Origin of the sequence: Xanthomonas sp. NCPPB 2866 (genome assembly GCF_041475745.2) — a bacterium.
Classification (GTDB): Bacteria; Pseudomonadota; Gammaproteobacteria; order Xanthomonadales; family Xanthomonadaceae; genus Xanthomonas; species Xanthomonas arboricola.
On the sequence record NZ_CM192975.1, the window covers coordinates 4,098,344 to 4,113,440 of the forward strand.

General features: G+C 66.3%; 13 protein-coding genes and 1 other RNA gene. 6 read left to right on the top strand and 8 right to left on the bottom strand.

What is annotated here, in order from left to right:
* Positions 1–77: 77 nt before the first annotated feature.
* Both ACCQ04_RS17285 and dinB read right to left on the bottom strand, forming a co-directional pair.
* A complete protein-coding gene (locus ACCQ04_RS17285; protein WP_226427482.1) occupies positions 78–728 on the bottom strand; it encodes a phosphoglycolate phosphatase in 651 nt (216 codons plus the stop codon).
* A gap of 173 nt (positions 729–901) precedes the next feature.
* Entirely contained in the window at positions 902–1,981 is a 1,080-nt protein-coding gene (gene dinB / locus ACCQ04_RS17290; RefSeq protein WP_226427483.1) for a DNA polymerase IV, read from the bottom strand.
* Between the two features lie 341 nt (positions 1,982–2,322).
* Here dinB and fabA point away from each other — a divergent pair, with 341 nt between their 5' ends.
* Both fabA and fabB read left to right on the top strand, forming a co-directional pair.
* Positions 2,323–2,838, top strand: coding sequence for a 3-hydroxyacyl-[acyl-carrier-protein] dehydratase FabA (fabA, locus tag ACCQ04_RS17295; protein ID WP_104595039.1), 516 nt, complete (start codon positions 2,323–2,325; stop codon positions 2,836–2,838).
* Positions 2,838–4,046 (top strand): beta-ketoacyl-ACP synthase I, encoded by a 1,209-nt coding sequence (fabB, locus tag ACCQ04_RS17300; protein ID WP_104567951.1) that lies wholly within the window; start codon positions 2,838–2,840, stop codon positions 4,044–4,046. Before fabA ends, fabB begins: the two co-directional genes overlap by 1 nt.
* Positions 4,047–4,264: 218 nt before the next feature.
* On the opposite strand, the gene ACCQ04_RS17305 is transcribed toward fabB, so the two are convergent.
* From ACCQ04_RS17305 to ACCQ04_RS17315, 3 genes are all read right to left on the bottom strand, one after another.
* Positions 4,265–4,948 (bottom strand): SH3 domain-containing protein, encoded by a 684-nt coding sequence (locus ACCQ04_RS17305; RefSeq protein WP_226427484.1) that lies wholly within the window; start codon positions 4,946–4,948, stop codon positions 4,265–4,267.
* A 140-nt stretch (positions 4,949–5,088) separates the two neighbouring features.
* Entirely contained in the window at positions 5,089–7,113 is a 2,025-nt protein-coding gene (locus tag ACCQ04_RS17310) for a M3 family metallopeptidase (protein ID WP_226427485.1), read from the bottom strand.
* A gap of 98 nt (positions 7,114–7,211) precedes the next feature.
* Positions 7,212–8,315 carry a PLP-dependent cysteine synthase family protein gene (locus tag ACCQ04_RS17315; protein WP_054592364.1) on the bottom strand — a complete coding sequence of 368 codons (1,104 nt, stop codon included), beginning with the start codon at positions 8,313–8,315 and terminating at the stop codon, positions 7,212–7,214.
* Between the two features lie 133 nt (positions 8,316–8,448).
* Here ACCQ04_RS17315 and ACCQ04_RS17320 point away from each other — a divergent pair, with 133 nt between their 5' ends.
* The 4 genes from ACCQ04_RS17320 (at position 8,449) to gloA (ending at position 12,820) form a co-directional block, all read left to right on the top strand.
* Positions 8,449–8,850: a CopL family metal-binding regulatory protein gene (locus ACCQ04_RS17320; protein ID WP_226427486.1), complete on the top strand. Its 402-nt coding sequence runs from the start codon at positions 8,449–8,451 to the stop codon at positions 8,848–8,850.
* An 82-nt stretch (positions 8,851–8,932) separates the two neighbouring features.
* The gene (locus ACCQ04_RS17325; protein ID WP_345778031.1) at positions 8,933–10,768 is read left to right on the top strand and encodes a copper resistance system multicopper oxidase; all 1,836 of its coding nucleotides are present in this window, start codon (positions 8,933–8,935) and stop codon (positions 10,766–10,768) included.
* Entirely contained in the window at positions 10,765–12,078 is a 1,314-nt protein-coding gene (locus ACCQ04_RS17330) for a copper resistance protein B (protein WP_345778028.1), read from the top strand. Before ACCQ04_RS17325 ends, ACCQ04_RS17330 begins: the two co-directional genes overlap by 4 nt.
* A gap of 217 nt (positions 12,079–12,295) precedes the next feature.
* Complete coding sequence (gloA, locus tag ACCQ04_RS17335) at positions 12,296–12,820, top strand: lactoylglutathione lyase (RefSeq protein WP_024938391.1); 525 nt, start codon at positions 12,296–12,298, stop codon at positions 12,818–12,820.
* Positions 12,821–12,951: 131 nt separating this feature from the next.
* On the opposite strand, the gene ACCQ04_RS17340 is transcribed toward gloA, so the two are convergent.
* From ACCQ04_RS17340 to ACCQ04_RS17350, 3 genes are all read right to left on the bottom strand, one after another.
* Positions 12,952–13,028: non-coding RNA, sX9 sRNA (locus ACCQ04_RS17340), on the bottom strand.
* A gap of 100 nt (positions 13,029–13,128) precedes the next feature.
* Positions 13,129–14,277: a hypothetical protein gene (locus tag ACCQ04_RS17345; RefSeq protein WP_226427488.1), complete on the bottom strand. Its 1,149-nt coding sequence runs from the start codon at positions 14,275–14,277 to the stop codon at positions 13,129–13,131.
* Between the two features lie 228 nt (positions 14,278–14,505).
* Positions 14,506–14,979, bottom strand: coding sequence for a hypothetical protein (locus tag ACCQ04_RS17350; RefSeq protein ID WP_024938393.1), 474 nt, complete (start codon positions 14,977–14,979; stop codon positions 14,506–14,508).
* Positions 14,980–15,097 lie beyond the last annotated feature (118 nt).

Below are 15,097 nucleotides of genomic sequence, written 5' to 3' on the forward strand. Positions count from 1 at the left end.
AGCCAGCCGATGGTGGTATTGGTTGCCGCGCCGCGGTGTGGACGATGCCTGCATCCGCGCTGGCAACACTGCGCGCCTTACTTCAACGCCAGCAATTGCCGCATGTCATCGATGATGGCCACGGCACCGGCGCTCTGCACATCGAAGCCGCGCAGATAGCCGTAACGCACCATTGCCAGCGGCATTGCCGCGGCGTTTGCAGCCGCCGCGTCGGTGGCCGAATCGCCGACCATCAGGCATTGCTGCGGTGTGTGCCCGAACTGTTTGGCTAGGTGCAGCAGCGGCGCCGCATCGGGTTTGCGCTGCGGCAGCGAATCGCCACCGAGCACGCTGCTGAAATGCGCAGCGATGCCCAGGTGCTCCAGCAGAGGCGCGATGAAGCGCGCGGGCTTGTTGGTGCACAGCGCCAGCGTGGCGCCGGCCTCGCGCAGGCCGGCCAATGCCTCGGCAACACCAGGATACAGCTGCGGGTTGTGCAGCAGGCTGGCCTGGTAGTGGCGCATCATCAGCGGCATCTCGGTATCGGCATCGTGGGTGCCGCCGGCTTCGCGCAAGGCGGTGGCGAGCAGCACGTGCACGCCTTCGCCGATCCAGCTGCGGATCGTCGCCTCGCTGAACTGCTGCAGCCCGAGTTCCTGCAAGGTGGCATTGAGCGCTTCGGCGATATTGGGTGCACTGTCCACCAGCGTGCCATCCAGGTCGAAGATCACCAGCGGATACGGAAACATGCGCACAGTCTCGTTGGGGGAGCGGCCTGCAGTGTACGAGCTGCGGGATTCAGGGCGCGTCACCGTGGCGCGATGCGAACGGCCGATGCATGCGTGGCTGCATGCATGGGTGCAGTCATCGCTGCATGCACCACACGCCGCGGCCGCGGTGCAGCAGCCATGCCGCCACGCACTCACTGCGCCGGCGGCATGTCGCCGAACAACTCGCCCTGCACCGCGCCCTCTTCCGCGTCGCTGAAACCGCTCAATCCCACCCCGACCAGGCGATAGCGCGTGTCGTCGGGCAACTCCACGCGCCGGGTCAGCGCCAGCGCGATCTCCGCCAATGCCTCCAGCGAAGCCGGTGGCTGATCTGGCGTGTACGAGCGGGTCAGGATGCGGAAGTTGGAGGTCTTCAACTTGAGGACCACGGTGCGCCCGATGCGCTCGGTGCGGCGCGTAGCCAGCCAGGTCTTTTCGGCCAGACGCAGGATGTGCGGATCCAGTGCCTCCAGCGCGATGTCCTCGCTGAAGGTATCTTCCGAGGACACCGATTGCACCTCCTGATCCGGCTCGACCGGGCGCTCGTCGATGCCGCGTGCGCGGCGGTACAGGCTCTGCCCGAAGCTGCCGAAATGCGCTTGCAGCTCTTCCAGGGGACGCAGCCGCAGATCGCTGACGGTGACGATCCCCAACGCCGCCAACTTGCCATCCATCACCTTGCCCACGCCGGGAATGCGGTTGACCGGCAGCGGCAGCAGGAACGCATCGACGCGACTGGGCGCGATGACGAACTGCCCGTCGGGCTTGCGCCAGTCCGAGGCGATCTTGGCCAGGAACTTGTTCGGTGCGATGCCGGCCGATGCGGTGAGCTGGGTTTCCTCGCGGATCTGGCTGCGGATCAGTTGCGCGATTTCGGTGGCCAGCTGCACGCCGGTCTTGGCTTGCGTGACATCCAGATAGGCTTCATCCAGGGACAGCGGCTCGACCAGATCGGTGTGGCGATGAAAGATCTCGCGTACCTGCCGCGACACCGCCTTGTAGCGCGCAAAATCCGGCGGCACGAATACTGCATCCGGACACAGGCGCTCGGCACGCAGCGCCGGCATGGCCGAACGGATGCCATAGGTGCGCGCTTCGTACGAGGCCGCGCACACCACCGAGCGCGCACCGCGCCAGGCCACCACCACCGGCTTGCCGCGCAGCGATGGATCGTCACGTTGCTCCACGGACGCGTAGAACGCATCCATGTCCACGTGCACGATCTTGCGCATCAAGCTGGCATCTCTCCGAAAACGTCGGGCCATGATAAATCAGCCGCGTCTCACGTCTTGCGCCGCGCCATCGCGCAAGCCCGGGCGCGAACGGACGCGAGCGCTGGCGGGACGCTCTGCTGCGTCTGTCCGGGTGCCGATCCACGCCGAACAGGCATGCCTGACCGCGTTCCGCTGAATGCCGTGATCCGCGTTGGACCCTGTCTGCCACACATGCTTGCCGCACTGCGCAACCGGCTGAAAACAGCACGCATGCGTACGGATAAAACGTTTGATTGAACCGCGCGCCCTCATGCACCCTTGCCGGCCTCGCCTTTCGCTTCTTGCAGGAAACGTTCGTCATGACTCGTCAAAGTGCGTACTCGCGCGACCAATTGCTGGCCAGCGCGCGCGGGGAATTGTTCGGACCCGACAGTGCCCGCCTGCCCAACGACCCGATGCTGATGTTCGACCGCATCACCGAGATCAACGACAGCAGCGGCGCGCATGGCAAGGGCCTGATCCGCGCAGAACTCGACGTGCGCCCGGACCTGTGGTTCTTCGGCTGCCACTTCATCGACGACCCGGTGATGCCCGGCTGCCTGGGCCTGGACGCGATGTGGCAGCTGACCGGCTTCTTCCTCACCTGGATCGGCGCAGCAGGCCGCGGCCGCGCGCTGGGCTGCGGCGAGGTCAAGTTCACCGGCCAGGTGTTGCCGAGCGCGAAATTGGTCAGTTACGAAATCGATATCAGCCGCGTGATCAACCGCAAGCTGGTGATGGCCCAGTCCGATGCACGCATGCTGGTGGACGGGCGCGAAATCTACACGGCCAACGATCTGCGCGTGGGCATGTTCACTTCAACGGAGAATTTCTGATGCGTCGCGTCGTCGTCACCGGAATGGGCATCACTTCCTGCCTGGGCAATGATCTGGACACCGTCTCCAGCGCCTTGCGCGAGAGCCGCTCGGGCATCACCGCATTGCCCGATCACGCCGAGGCCGGCCTGCGCAGCCAGGTCGGCGGTGCGGTGGCGCTGGATCTGGACAGCCTGATCGACCGCAAGCTCAAACGCTTCATGGGCGATGCCTCGGCCTACGCCTACCTGGCGATGCGCGATGCGATCGCCGATGCCGGACTGGATGCCGAGCAGGTCAGCGACCTGCGCACTGGCCTGATTGCCGGCTCCGGTGGCGGATCCAGCCAGTGGCAGGTGGAAACCGCCGATCTGCTGCGCAACCGTGGCGTGCGCAAGGTCGGCCCGTACATGGTGCCGCGCACGATGTGTTCGTCGGTCTCCGCTTCGTTGGCGACCGCGTTCAAGATCCGTGGCCTGAGCTATTCGCTGTCGGCCGCGTGTGCGACCTCGGCGCATTGCATCGGCGCGGCCGCGGACCTGATCCGGCACGGCGCGCAGGATGTGATGTTCGCCGGTGGCGGCGAAGAACTGCACTGGACCATGAGCGTGATGTTCGATGCGATGGGCGCGCTGTCCACCGGCTTCAACGATCGCCCCGCCGTGGCCTCGCGGCCCTACGATGCGCAGCGCGACGGCTTTGTCATCGGCAGCGGCGGCGGCATGCTGGTGCTGGAAGACTATGACCACGCCATCGCGCGTGGCGCACGCATCCATGCCGAACTGCTCGGCTATGGCGTGACCTCCGATGGCGCCGACATGGTGGCGCCCAGCGGCGAAGGTGCGGTGCGCTGCATGCACATGGCCATGCAGGGCCTGACGCAGCCGATCGACTACCTCAACACGCACGGCACCTCCACGCCGCTGGGCGATGTGACCGAGCTGGGCGCGGTACGCGAGGTGTTCGGCGACAACGTCCCGCCGCTGTCCTCGACCAAGGCGCTGTCCGGCCATTCCTTGGGCGCGGCCAGCGTGCACGAGGCGATCTACAGCCTGCTGATGCTGCGCGACGGCTTCATGGCCGGCTCGGCGCATATCGACGAACTCGACCCGCGCGCCGAAGGCTTCCCGATCCTGCGACAGACCCAGGACGCCACGTTGAACACGGTGATGTCCAACAGCTTCGGCTTCGGCGGCACCAACGCGGCGCTGGTGTTCGGGCGGGTGTAATGGCTGGTGCCACCGCCGCGATCACGCTGCGGTGGCACCGGTTGCGCCGACGACACAAGCGCGCCGATGACACAGTGACGGCCATGGCCTTGCATGCAATCGGGCAAGGCTGTGGGCCAGGCGCGGCAAACTGCAGTTTGCGCGGTTCGTACCGCCACCCGGCGCCCGCCACACGGACCTGCCAAGTGCACGCCAGACCTCGTTCGACGCGCAGCCAGCTAGCGATCTTGCTGGTCGCGACTTTTTCGCTCCCGAACCGATTGATCGTAATCGCTGCGTGCGTTTGAGATGCAGCTTTGCACGGCGCTGTCCTGGCCACCCGAGCGCTCGCAGCCTTTTATCTTGTCGTCCCGCCTGTCGGCGTCGTACCGATCCTGCACGGCGCGATCAATCTCAGCCCGCTCGCGTTGGGTGCGCTCGGTCTCTGTCCGTGTTTGGGCCTTGGCGCGTCTTGCCATGGACTGCACTCCGTCCGCCGGCACGCCCTCACCAGGTGCCAGGAGCTCCAGTGGCAGCGCCTCCCCAGGCGTGTGATCACGCCAGAACGCACGTTCGCTCTCGACCGTCCACTCGCGGCCGCGATAGTGCGTGTCCCAGTAGGCGTCCAGCGAGAACTTCACTTTCGGCACCACGCGAGTCAGGGCACCGTGATTGAGCACGATTGACGTCGCACGAACCCAACCGCGTGCCTCCGGTGAACGCACGTCGCACCAGGTGCCGCTATCGAGACAACCATAGACCTGAAGCGCAGTGCCGGGCTGAACTTCGCCCACACGTCGATACTCTTCAGCGGGCCCGGCGCGCAGGCCAACCAGACCGTTGGCGTGGCCGGCGTGCTGCGCCCAAACCGGCAGGGCCACGGCCATCAGCCATAGCAGACTCCATGACACACGTCGCTGCATTGCGCTCTCCTTGTGCCCTATTCCACTGCACACTGCGCCTCACCAAGAGGCGTCACGTCGCGCTTATAAGACAGCTCACCTCAATGCAATGCGAACGCCTTAGCGGCCGGTAGCAGGTGACGACTGTGCAACGGGCGCCATCAGCCCGCCATGCCGTTGTGCCGCAGCAATGCGTCGATGCTCGGCGCGCGCCCCCGGAAGGCGCGAAAGTTGTCGGCCGCGCTGCGGCTGCCGCCACGCGACAACACTTCATGACGAAAACGTGCGCCGGTGTCAGCGACCTGATCGGGCGCTTCTTCGAAGGCGGCGTAGGCATCGGCGCTGAGCACTTCGGCCCACTTGTAACTGTAGTAACCGGCTGCGTAACCGCCGGCGAAGATATGGCTGAACTGGTGCGGGAAGCGATTCCATGCCGGCGGGCGGTTGACCGCCACCTCGTCGCGCACGCGCTCGATCAGCTGCAGCACGTTGTCCTGGGTCGGGTCGAAGCTGCTGTGCAGCTGCATGTCGAACAACGCAAATTCCAGCTGGCGCACGGTGAACATGCCGCTCTGGAAATTGCGTGCGGCCAGCAGCCGGTCGAACAGGTTGCGCGGCAGCGGCTCGCCGGTCTGCACGTGCGCGGTCATCGCCTGCACGCGCTCCCATTCCCAGCAGAAGTTCTCCATGAACTGGCTCGGCAGTTCCACCGCGTCCCATTCCACGCCGTTGATACCGGCCACGCCCAACTCGCCGATGCGGGTCAGCAACTGATGCAGGCCGTGGCCCATTTCATGGAATAGCGTGGTGACCTCGCCATGCCGGAACGTGGCCGGCGTATCGCCACTGCCACGGCCGAAGTTGCACACCAGATACACCAGCGGCGTCTGCACGCCGTTGGCAGTGTCGCGGCGGTTGCGGCAATCGTCCATCCACGCGCCGCCACGCTTGCCTTCGCGCGCGTACAGGTCCAGATAGAACTGGCCGACCAGCTCGCCCTGCGCATCTTCCAGACGATAGAAGCGCACATCCGCATGCCAGACCGGCGCGCGGTCGGGCTTGACGGTCAGGCCGTACAGGCTGTGGATCACATCGAACAGACCGGCCAGCACCTTGGGCTCGGTGAAGTACTGCTTCACCTCCTGCTCGGAGAAGCTGTAGCGCGCCTGCTTGAGTTTTTCGGAGGCGTAGGCCAGATCCCAGGCCTGCAGTTCGTCCAGGCCAAGTTCGTCGCGGGCGAAGGCTTCGAGCTCGGCACGGTCGCGTTGCGCATACGGCCTGGCGCGCACTGCCAGATCGCGCAGGAAGCCCATCACTTCATCCGGGCTTTGCGCCATCTTGGTGGCGACCGAATACTCCGCGTAACTGGCAAAGCCGAGCAGCTGCGCCAGTTCGGCGCGCAGGGCCAGGATACGATCGATATTGGCGCTGTTGTCCAGCGCGGCATCGCCGAACTCGGAGGCGCGCTCGGCGTTGGCGCGATACAGCCGCGCGCGCAACTCGCGATTGTCCGCATCGGTCTGCACCGGCAGATAGCACGGCATCTGCAAGGTCAGCTTCCAGCCCGGCACGCCGTCCTTCTCCGCGGCCGCGCGTGCAGCAGCGACCACCTCGGCCGGCAAACCAGACAGCTCGGTTGCGTCCTCGCTCACGTACGACCAAGTATCGGTGGCATCGAGCACGTTCTGCGAAAACTTGGCGGCCAGTGCGGACAGTTCTTCCTGGACCTGCGCAAACCGCGCCTTGGACGCGTCATCGAGCTCGGCACCGCCGAGGCGGAAATCGCGCAGCGCGTTCTCCAGCACCTTGCGCCGCGCGGCGTCGTAGTGCGCCGCTTCCGGCGCTTCGGCCAGCGCCTTGTACTGCGCATACAGCGCCAGGTTCTGCGCCAGCGCACTGCCGAAGCGGCTGAGCTTGGGCAGATTGCTGTTGTAGGCCTCGCGCAGCTCCGGCGTGTTGACCACCGCCTGCAGATGGCCGACCTGGCCCCAGGCACGCCACAGCCGCTCGGTGGCATCGTCCAGCGGCACCACGAAGCTGTCCCAGCTGACCGGGCTGACCTGCTCGGCCGCTTTCACCGCGGCCTCGGCCTCGGCGAGCAGTTGATCGATTGCCGGGCCCACGTGTTCGGGGCGGATCGCATCGAAGGACGGCAGTCCGGACAGGTCGAGCAGCGGGTTGGTCATGAGGCGCTCCGGCGGTGGACTGGATCAGGAATCAGGGCGAGGGGTGGCAGACGCTGCCAGAGGCAACGGTTCTGCCAGCAGTTGATCGGATATGGCGGTCATTCCAGCGCCGCACAAGGCAGCGCAGGCAAGTCGCCGCCGTTGACGGCGATGGCAATGGCCGCATCGCTGTCGGTGACGTCGATGTCGCGCGCCACGTACCAGGCCGGGTCGTAATAGCTGTGCGCATAGCGCTCGCCGGCATCGCACAGGATGGTGACGATGGAGCCGCTGCGGCCGACCTGGCGCATGCGCTGGGCGGCCTGCAGCACGCCGACGAAGTTGGTGCCGGTGGAGCCACCGACGCGGCGGCCGAGCGTGGCGCTGACATGGCGCATGGCGGCCAGGCTCAGGGCGTCGGGCACCTTGATCATCACGTCCACGCAGCTGGCGATGAAGCTGGACTCCACCCGCGGGCGGCCGATGCCTTCGATGCGCGAGCCGCCGGTGATGGCCAGCTCCTTGGGGCACTGCCCGTCCACCGCGCGGCAATAGCCGTCGAAGAACACCGACACTTCCGGGTCGGCGCAGAGGATGCGGGTGGCGTGGCGCCGGTAGCGCACATAGCGGCCGAGCGTGGCGCTGGTGCCGCCGGTCCCGGGGCTGCAGACGATCCAGTCGGGAATCGGATGCGGCTCCTCGGCCAACTGCTTGAAGATCGATTCGGCGATGTTGTTGTTGGCGCGCCAGTCGGTGGCGCGCTCGGCGTAGGTGAACTGGTCCATGAAGTGGCCGCCGGTCTCGCGCGCGAGCTGGTGCGAGGCACTGTCCAGATCGCAGGCACGCTCGACCAGGTGGCAGCGGCCGCCCTGGAATTGAATCGCGGCGATCTTTTCCGGCGAGGTCGAAGCCGGCATCACCGCGATGAAGGGCACCCCTAGCAGCCGCGCGAAATAGGCCTCGGAGATGGCGGTCGAGCCACTGGAGGCCTCGATCACCGGCCGCCCGGCCCGCAGCCAGCCGTTGGTCAGCGCGTACAGGAACAGCGAGCGCGCCAGCCGGTGCTTGAGGCTACCGGTCGGGTGGCTGGACTCGTCCTTGAAATACAGGTCGATGCCCGGAAAACCCGGCAGGTCCATCGGAATCAGATGGGTGTCGGCCGAACGGTTGAAATCGGCCTCGATCTTCTGGATGGCGGCGGCCACCCACTGGCGCTGCGACATGGCAGGACTGTGCGGCGAAGGAAGCGCCAATTCTACCGCTGCCGGGCGCGCGGCCACGGCGGGCGGGTCATCGGGCGGACAGCTGGAAGCCGGTGCTATGCTCGTCGCACCTGACTGCCCGCCCTGACTGCCCGTGCTGCGTTGCCTGCTCCGCCTGCTGCTGTGCCTGTGCCTGGTTGCCAATACGGCCACCGGCGCGTGGGCGTCGGTGGGCATGGCGATGCCGGAGATGGCGTCGGCCGGGACGGTTGCGACCGCGTCGATGGCGCACGCGCCCATGTCGGCCGCGATGCCGTGCCATGCCGACATGCCGCCGCCCGCTGCGGCGCATCCCCCCGATAAAACCCAGCACGCGCACGCAACCGACTGCTGCAAGCTGGGCAGCTGCGACTGCCTGCAGCACTGCAGCCTCGCCTTGCTGACCCTGCCTGCGGTGCCCGCCGGCCGGCCTGGCCGCGCCACCCTGCCTGCCACCCTGGCCGAAGGGCGCGGCAGTCCAGCGCCCGAGCAACCGGTTCGACCTCCCATCGCCTGAGCGCTGACGGCCTTGGCCGTCATCGGGCCCGCGCGCTTGCTGCGCGGGGTTTCTAAGCGATGCGATGCGTCCGCCTTCATCGGTGGGCCGCAGCGGAGATGTCATGTCTTTCGATCCCAATTGTTTCGATCCACCCTCCAACGGCGGCCTGAGCCGACGCCGCTTCGTTCAGGGCATGGCCCTGGGCGGTGTTGCCGCCACCACCGGCCTGTGGCGCAGCGATGCGCGTGCGTCCAACCCGGTGAGCACGCCGGTCCTGCGCGGCAGCAGCCAGACGCTGCAGATCGGCCGCATGCCGGTCAACCTCACCGGGCGCCGCCGCCCCGCCATCACCGTCAACCAGAGCCTGCCGGCCCCCACGCTGCGCTGGCGCGAAGGCGACACGGTCAGCGTGCGCGTGCGCAACGCGCTGGCCGACCAACCCACCTCGGTGCACTGGCACGGCCTGTTGCTGCCGGCCAACATGGACGGCGTGCCGGGGATGAGTTTCGACGGCATCGCGCCGGGCCAGGAGTACCACTACCGCTTCGCGCTGCGCCAGTCCGGCACCTACTGGTATCACAGCCATTCGATGTTTCAGGAACAGGCCGGCCTGTACGGGGCGATCGTCATCGACCCGCTGACACCGCCGCCGTATCGGCACGATCGCGAGCATGTGGTGCTGCTCTCGGACTGGACCGACCTGGACCCCGCCGCGCTGTTCCGGCGGCTCAAGCAGATGCCCAGCCACGACAATTACGCGCAGCGCACGGTGGGCGATTTCCTGCGCGATGCGCGCGACGACGGCCTGCGCGCAACGCTGGCCGACCGCGGCATGTGGGGGCGCATGCGCATGACCCCGACCGACCTGTCCGACGTCAACGCCAACACCTACACCTACCTGCTCAACGGCGTCGCCCCGGCCGGCAACTGGACCGGCCTGTTCAGGCCAGGGGAGAAGGTACTGCTGCGTTTCATCAACGGCTCGTCGATGACCTACTTCGACATCCGTATCCCCGGCCTGCGCATGACCGTGGTGGCCGCCGACGGCCAGTACGTGCATCCGGTCAGCGTGGACGAGCTGCGCATTGCGGCAGCCGAGACCTTCGACGTGCTTGTCGAGCCCATCGGCCAGGACGCGTTTACCGTGTTCGCGCAGGACATGGGCCGCACCGGATTCGCCTGCGGCACGCTGGCGGTGCGGCATGGGCTGCAGGCACCGATTCCCGCGCTGGACCCACGCGCGATCCTCACCATGCAGGACATGGGGCACGGCGATGGCATGGCGCATGCAGGTCACGCCATGCACGGCGCCGACACGCCGCACAGCGACCCGCATGCGGCACACGCGATGGCAATGCCGATGCCAGCCGCACAGATGCACGGGCATGCAAGCGGCGATGCGCAGCGCAAGACACCGCACCACCCTGCCAGCGAAGACGGCAACCCGCTGATCGACATGCGCAGCAATGCCACTTCACCGCGCCTGGACGATCCCGGGGTTGGCCTGCGCGACAACGGCCGCCGGGTGCTGCGCTACGCCGACCTGCACAGCCTGTTCGAGGATCCGGATGGACGCGAGCCCGGGCGCGAGATCGAACTGCATCTGACCGGGCATATGGAAAAATTTGCCTGGTCGTTCGACGGCGTCGCCTTCGCCTCGGCAGAGCCCTTGCGGTTGCAGTACGGCGAGCGGCTGCGCATCGTGCTGGTCAACGACACCATGATGCAGCACCCCATCCACCTGCACGGCATGTGGAGCGATCTGGAAGACGCCGATGGTAATTTCCAGGTGCGCAAGCACACCATCGACATGCCGCCCGGCACACGCCGCAGCTATCGCGTCCGCGCCGATGCGCTGGGCCGCTGGGCCTACCACTGCCATCTGCTGTACCACATGGAAGCGGGCATGATGCGCGAAGTGCGGGTGGAGGCATGAGTACGCTACGGACGCAATACAGGACGCTGCTCGCGCTGTTGTTGAGCGCATCGGCCACTGCACAGGAGCATCAGCATGCGGCGATGGAGTCATCCGCGCATGCCGACGGCGCACATGCAATGCAGATGGCCGACCAGGCAACGGCGGCCCAGCCGCAGACATCCATCGCAACGGAGGCATCGCCGCCATCCGCGCAGCAGAGCGCAGAGGCGATGCAGATGGAGCATGCGCAGATGCAGCACGCGCAGCACTCCAGCACTGCATCGGCATCGGCATCGGCAAACGCTGCTGAAAGCACGCCTGCGCAACGCCCGGCACAGGCCGACGCTTCCGCAGCGCCGACATCGATGCACCACGCAGGCATGCAGCACGCCGATGTCCAGCACGCCGCACACCAGACCTCTGCAAATCCACAACTGGACCACGCCCGGCAATCACAGGCAGACAGCGACCACGATGCAATGGAGCACGCATCGATGGATCATGCGTCGATGCAGCACGGGCAACAGCATGGGGCGATGGATCACTCCGACATGGAGCACGCGCCGCATGCCGAAGCGGTGACGCAAATGCCGGCATCGCCCACCACCGGCGCACTGCCACGTACGCCGATCCCCGAGCCCACTGCCGAGGAGATCGCGGCGGCATTCGCCCCCTTGCAGCACCATGCGATGCACGCGCCAGGCATCAATCACTACGTGTTGCTCGATCGACTGGAAGCCTTCGACACCACGCGCGGCAGTGGCCAGGACTGGGAAGCGCGCGCCTGGATCGGCGGCGATATCGACCGGCTCTGGTTGCGCAGCGAAGGCGAGCGGCAGGACGGGCGCACGCAGGCCGCATCGGTGGAGGCGTTCTATGGCCACGCCATCTCGCCGTGGTGGGACCTGCTGGTCGGCGCACGTCAGGACATCGGAGCGGGTGAGCATCGCCGTTGGGCCGCCTTCGGCGTGCAGGGCCTGGCGCCCTACAAGTTCGAGACTGAAGGCACGCTCTATGTCGGCAGCGGCAGCCGCGCGGCATTACGCCTGGAAGGCGAGTACGAGGTGCTGCTCACCAACCGGCTGATCCTGCAACCACGCGTGGAAGCCGATATCGCCCTCACCGACGATGACCGGCGCGGCGTCGGCAGCGGGCTGGAGCAGGTCGAGGTGGGCCTGCGGCTACGCTACGAAATCACCCGCCGCTTCGCGCCCTACATCGGCTGGGTGCACAGCCGCAGTTTCGGCGACACCGCCCGCCGCGCCGCGATCGACGATGAGCCTGCACGCGACAGCCGGTTTGTTGCCGGCCTGCGCATCTGGTTCTGAGGACAACCGCTGTGCGCATGGGCCTGACCGTTCGGACTCGGTGTAGGCCCATGCCACGACCTTGAACAAGGCAGGTCGCGCTGTCGCGCACGATCGACCACAGAGCGACGCCAGACCGCCGACGCACACGGTGCAGACATGCCGACAACCATTGCCCCGCTAACATCCACCTCCAATGCAGCCTGACCTGCCCCCGCATTCCATCGAGGAGACCGCAATGCCTTTGACCGACCTGCAACACGTCCCCGGCGCCAGCGCCGCACCTGCCGACACTGCCGGTTTCGTGTTCAACCACACCATGCTGCGCGTCAAGGATGCGCAGCGTTCGCTGGATTTCTACACGCGCGTGCTGGGCTTCCGCCTGCTGGACGCACGTGATTTTCCGGATGCGCAGTTCAGCCTGTACTTCCTGGCCCTGCTGCCCGACGACACCGCCATCCCCGACGACGATGCAGCGCGTCGGCTGTGGATGGCCGGCATCCCCGGCGTGCTCGAACTCACCCACAACCACGGCACCGAAACCCAGGACGGCCCGGTCTACCACGACGGCAACAGCGACCCGCGCGGCTTCGGCCACATCTGCATCTCGGTGCCCGACATCCACGCCGCTTGCGCACGTTTCGACAGCCTCAACGTGCCGTACCAGAAACGCCTGGAAGACGGCCGCATGAAGCACCTGGCCTTCATCAAGGACCCGGACGGCTACTGGGTGGAGATCATTTCCAATACGCCGCTGGCGTAACCCATAACAAAATGCCCGGGGTTCCCGGGCATTCTTGTTTCAGGCACATGCACTGTCGGTATTTCGCTTTCGAGCAGGGTATGTCGGCAGAGAACGCCCACCCGGTTGGATGCGCGCAGCGCACTTCCAGCGGCTAACGCAACCTAGCGCGCGGTCATCAGGTGGGTGCGGACGGCGCGCTCAGAGCCGGAACGTACGAGTGGCACATACCGATTCCGAGCACCGGCCGCGCCCGCCTGACGGCGGCGCAATAGTTTTGGTAGCTCTTATCTAGATGCAGGCGCCATCCTGCGGCATGACGCGTTGCCTCAGTTGGAGGTGGCAACTGCTTCTCTATCCGGGAACCACTGCGGTAACTGCTCGGCAAATTTTGCGGCGCATTCCTCGCTGTAGGCCTGTGCGGCCTGCTTGACCAGCGCGTAGTCGTTTGCCTCCCACTCCTCGAGCGATGCGGTGCGCGGTGTGGGCGCGCAGTCCAGATTGATCGGACTCGCCTTGCGCTTCAACAGTCCGGAGCGTTCACCGCCGATCGTTACCGCGTAGCGCAACTCGTAGGGCGACTTGGTATCGGCCAGGCTCTGGTAGACGAGCAGCCAGTCGGACATCAGGACCTGCAGCGGGAACGGTTCTGCCGGCAGTGCTGCCGGATGACCGGTGAAGTAGCTCTTCAGGCGCGCATTGACCGCATCGCGCTGCAGTTGATAGCCGGGATTGCCCACGCCCTCCATCTTTTCGCCTTTCAGCTGCCCCTTGCCGAAGGCCGACACTGCGGCGCCACGTGTGAACAGGCTGGTGGCGATCTGCAGGCCCACCACTGCCCCGGTGTGCCCGCGCCGCACCACGCGCAACGTTTCGTCGCCGTTGGGCAGGCCGTTGGACCCCACGCGCATGCTGGCATGCAACGGCAGCTGCAACGCCCAATCCGCCGATGGTGCAATGGCTGCGTCGGTATCGCCCTGCGTCTGTGCGGAGGGCTGTTGCTGTGTCTCGGCGACCGACAGCGTGCCGGCAACTGCAGCCGCGGCATAGGTCGTTGCCGTCGAAAAATCGCCGTTGGCAAATGCGGGCACCACTGCAACCGCCTCGGCACCACGGGTGGCGGTACAGAACGCGCTGGAGGAACGCATCTGCACTTCATGAAATGCGATGCCGTTGACTTGATGCACGGCCGCATCCTGGCCGTACTGCGCGACCAGCCTGGCAACGAGGGCGTCCTGCTCGACAGGCTGCTGGCCGCAGACCTTGGCCGCAGCGATGCGCGACCAGGCGAACTGCAGCGCCGGATCCCACCCCATCGCGTCTTCGCCAACGAAGCCATGGTCGTAGTGATAGGCATAGATGGCCGGGTCGATGTCCTGCAAGGTCATGCCGCCCACGCCGGCATAACCGGGCGGCACATCGCTGGCCATTGTGGCGCCGCTCAGCGCCGAGATCGCCACTGCAATTAATGCTTTCATGGATTCCTTCCCCTGGAGAGCGTCGCATTGCGTGTCCCCCACGCAATGCGACATGGCACTGTCAGATCGCGCGGACAGCGATCAACGGCACAGTGCTTTGGTCCATCAGACAACGGTCCGCAGTCGGCTAGAACGCTCAGTTGCGAACTTAGTGTGAGCGCATCATGCGCAATTGGCAGTCGGGGCGGTCCCCACAGCTGTAGGGACGGCCCCGGAAGTGACGCTTATCTACGCATGCAGCAGCCCGCCGTGACTGCGCTGCCACTCGCGCGGCGGGCGCAGCGCCGCAAGCGTGCGGACCAACTCGCGATAGGTGGCGGCCAACTGCGCGAACAGACCCGCATCGCTGTAACGCGTGTCGGCTACTTCGAAATACGCGCCGCGGCCCAACGCGATGAAGTAGTCGACGCTGAGCCGCCGGCGCTGCGCAATCCCGGGAAACAGGCCTGCAATCAGCAGGCATTGATCTCCGATGTCGCGCAATGCATCGGCCCGCAGACTGCCGATCTGGTCGTGCGCGTGCAACCAGGCCAGGGCCTGCGTGCGCGAAAACAGCTGCGCATCGCGCTGCAGGCGCAGCAACACGAAAACCAGATAATGCTCGCGCGATTCGTCCAGCGGCTGTGCAATCCGCTGCCCCGCCTCACGTACCAACGCCTGCCACAATTCCGCCGGCGCGCCCTGTTTGAAAGACTCGTGCATACGTCCTCCTGCGTGATGGGACCCTCGCAGGAAGCGTATGCATAACCTGGGCCATCGCGTTGGCAGCCGGAGCAGCAGTCTGCCAAGCTTGGGTTGCTGCGGCACCGGCAGCGACCCG

What these genes read in the sequence shown, in the direction of transcription:
- ACCQ04_RS17285 (WP_226427482.1), bottom strand. Translation starts at nt 728, where the DNA reads ATGTTTCCGTATCCGCTGGTGATCTTCGACCTGGATGGCACGCTGGTG.
- dinB (WP_226427483.1), bottom strand. Translation starts at nt 1,981, where the DNA reads ATGCGCAAGATCGTGCACGTGGACATGGATGCGTTCTACGCGTCCGTG.
- fabA (WP_104595039.1), top strand. Translation starts at nt 2,323, where the DNA reads ATGACTCGTCAAAGTGCGTACTCGCGCGACCAATTGCTGGCCAGCGCG.
- fabB (WP_104567951.1), top strand. Translation starts at nt 2,838, where the DNA reads ATGCGTCGCGTCGTCGTCACCGGAATGGGCATCACTTCCTGCCTGGGC.
- ACCQ04_RS17305 (WP_226427484.1), bottom strand. Translation starts at nt 4,948, where the DNA reads ATGCAGCGACGTGTGTCATGGAGTCTGCTATGGCTGATGGCCGTGGCC.
- ACCQ04_RS17310 (WP_226427485.1), bottom strand. Translation starts at nt 7,113, where the DNA reads ATGACCAACCCGCTGCTCGACCTGTCCGGACTGCCGTCCTTCGATGCG.
- ACCQ04_RS17315 (WP_054592364.1), bottom strand. Translation starts at nt 8,315, where the DNA reads ATGTCGCAGCGCCAGTGGGTGGCCGCCGCCATCCAGAAGATCGAGGCC.
- ACCQ04_RS17330 (WP_345778028.1), top strand. Translation starts at nt 10,765, where the DNA reads ATGAGTACGCTACGGACGCAATACAGGACGCTGCTCGCGCTGTTGTTG.
- gloA (WP_024938391.1), top strand. Translation starts at nt 12,296, where the DNA reads ATGCCTTTGACCGACCTGCAACACGTCCCCGGCGCCAGCGCCGCACCT.
- ACCQ04_RS17345 (WP_226427488.1), bottom strand. Translation starts at nt 14,277, where the DNA reads ATGAAAGCATTAATTGCAGTGGCGATCTCGGCGCTGAGCGGCGCCACA.
- ACCQ04_RS17350 (WP_024938393.1), bottom strand. Translation starts at nt 14,979, where the DNA reads ATGCACGAGTCTTTCAAACAGGGCGCGCCGGCGGAATTGTGGCAGGCG.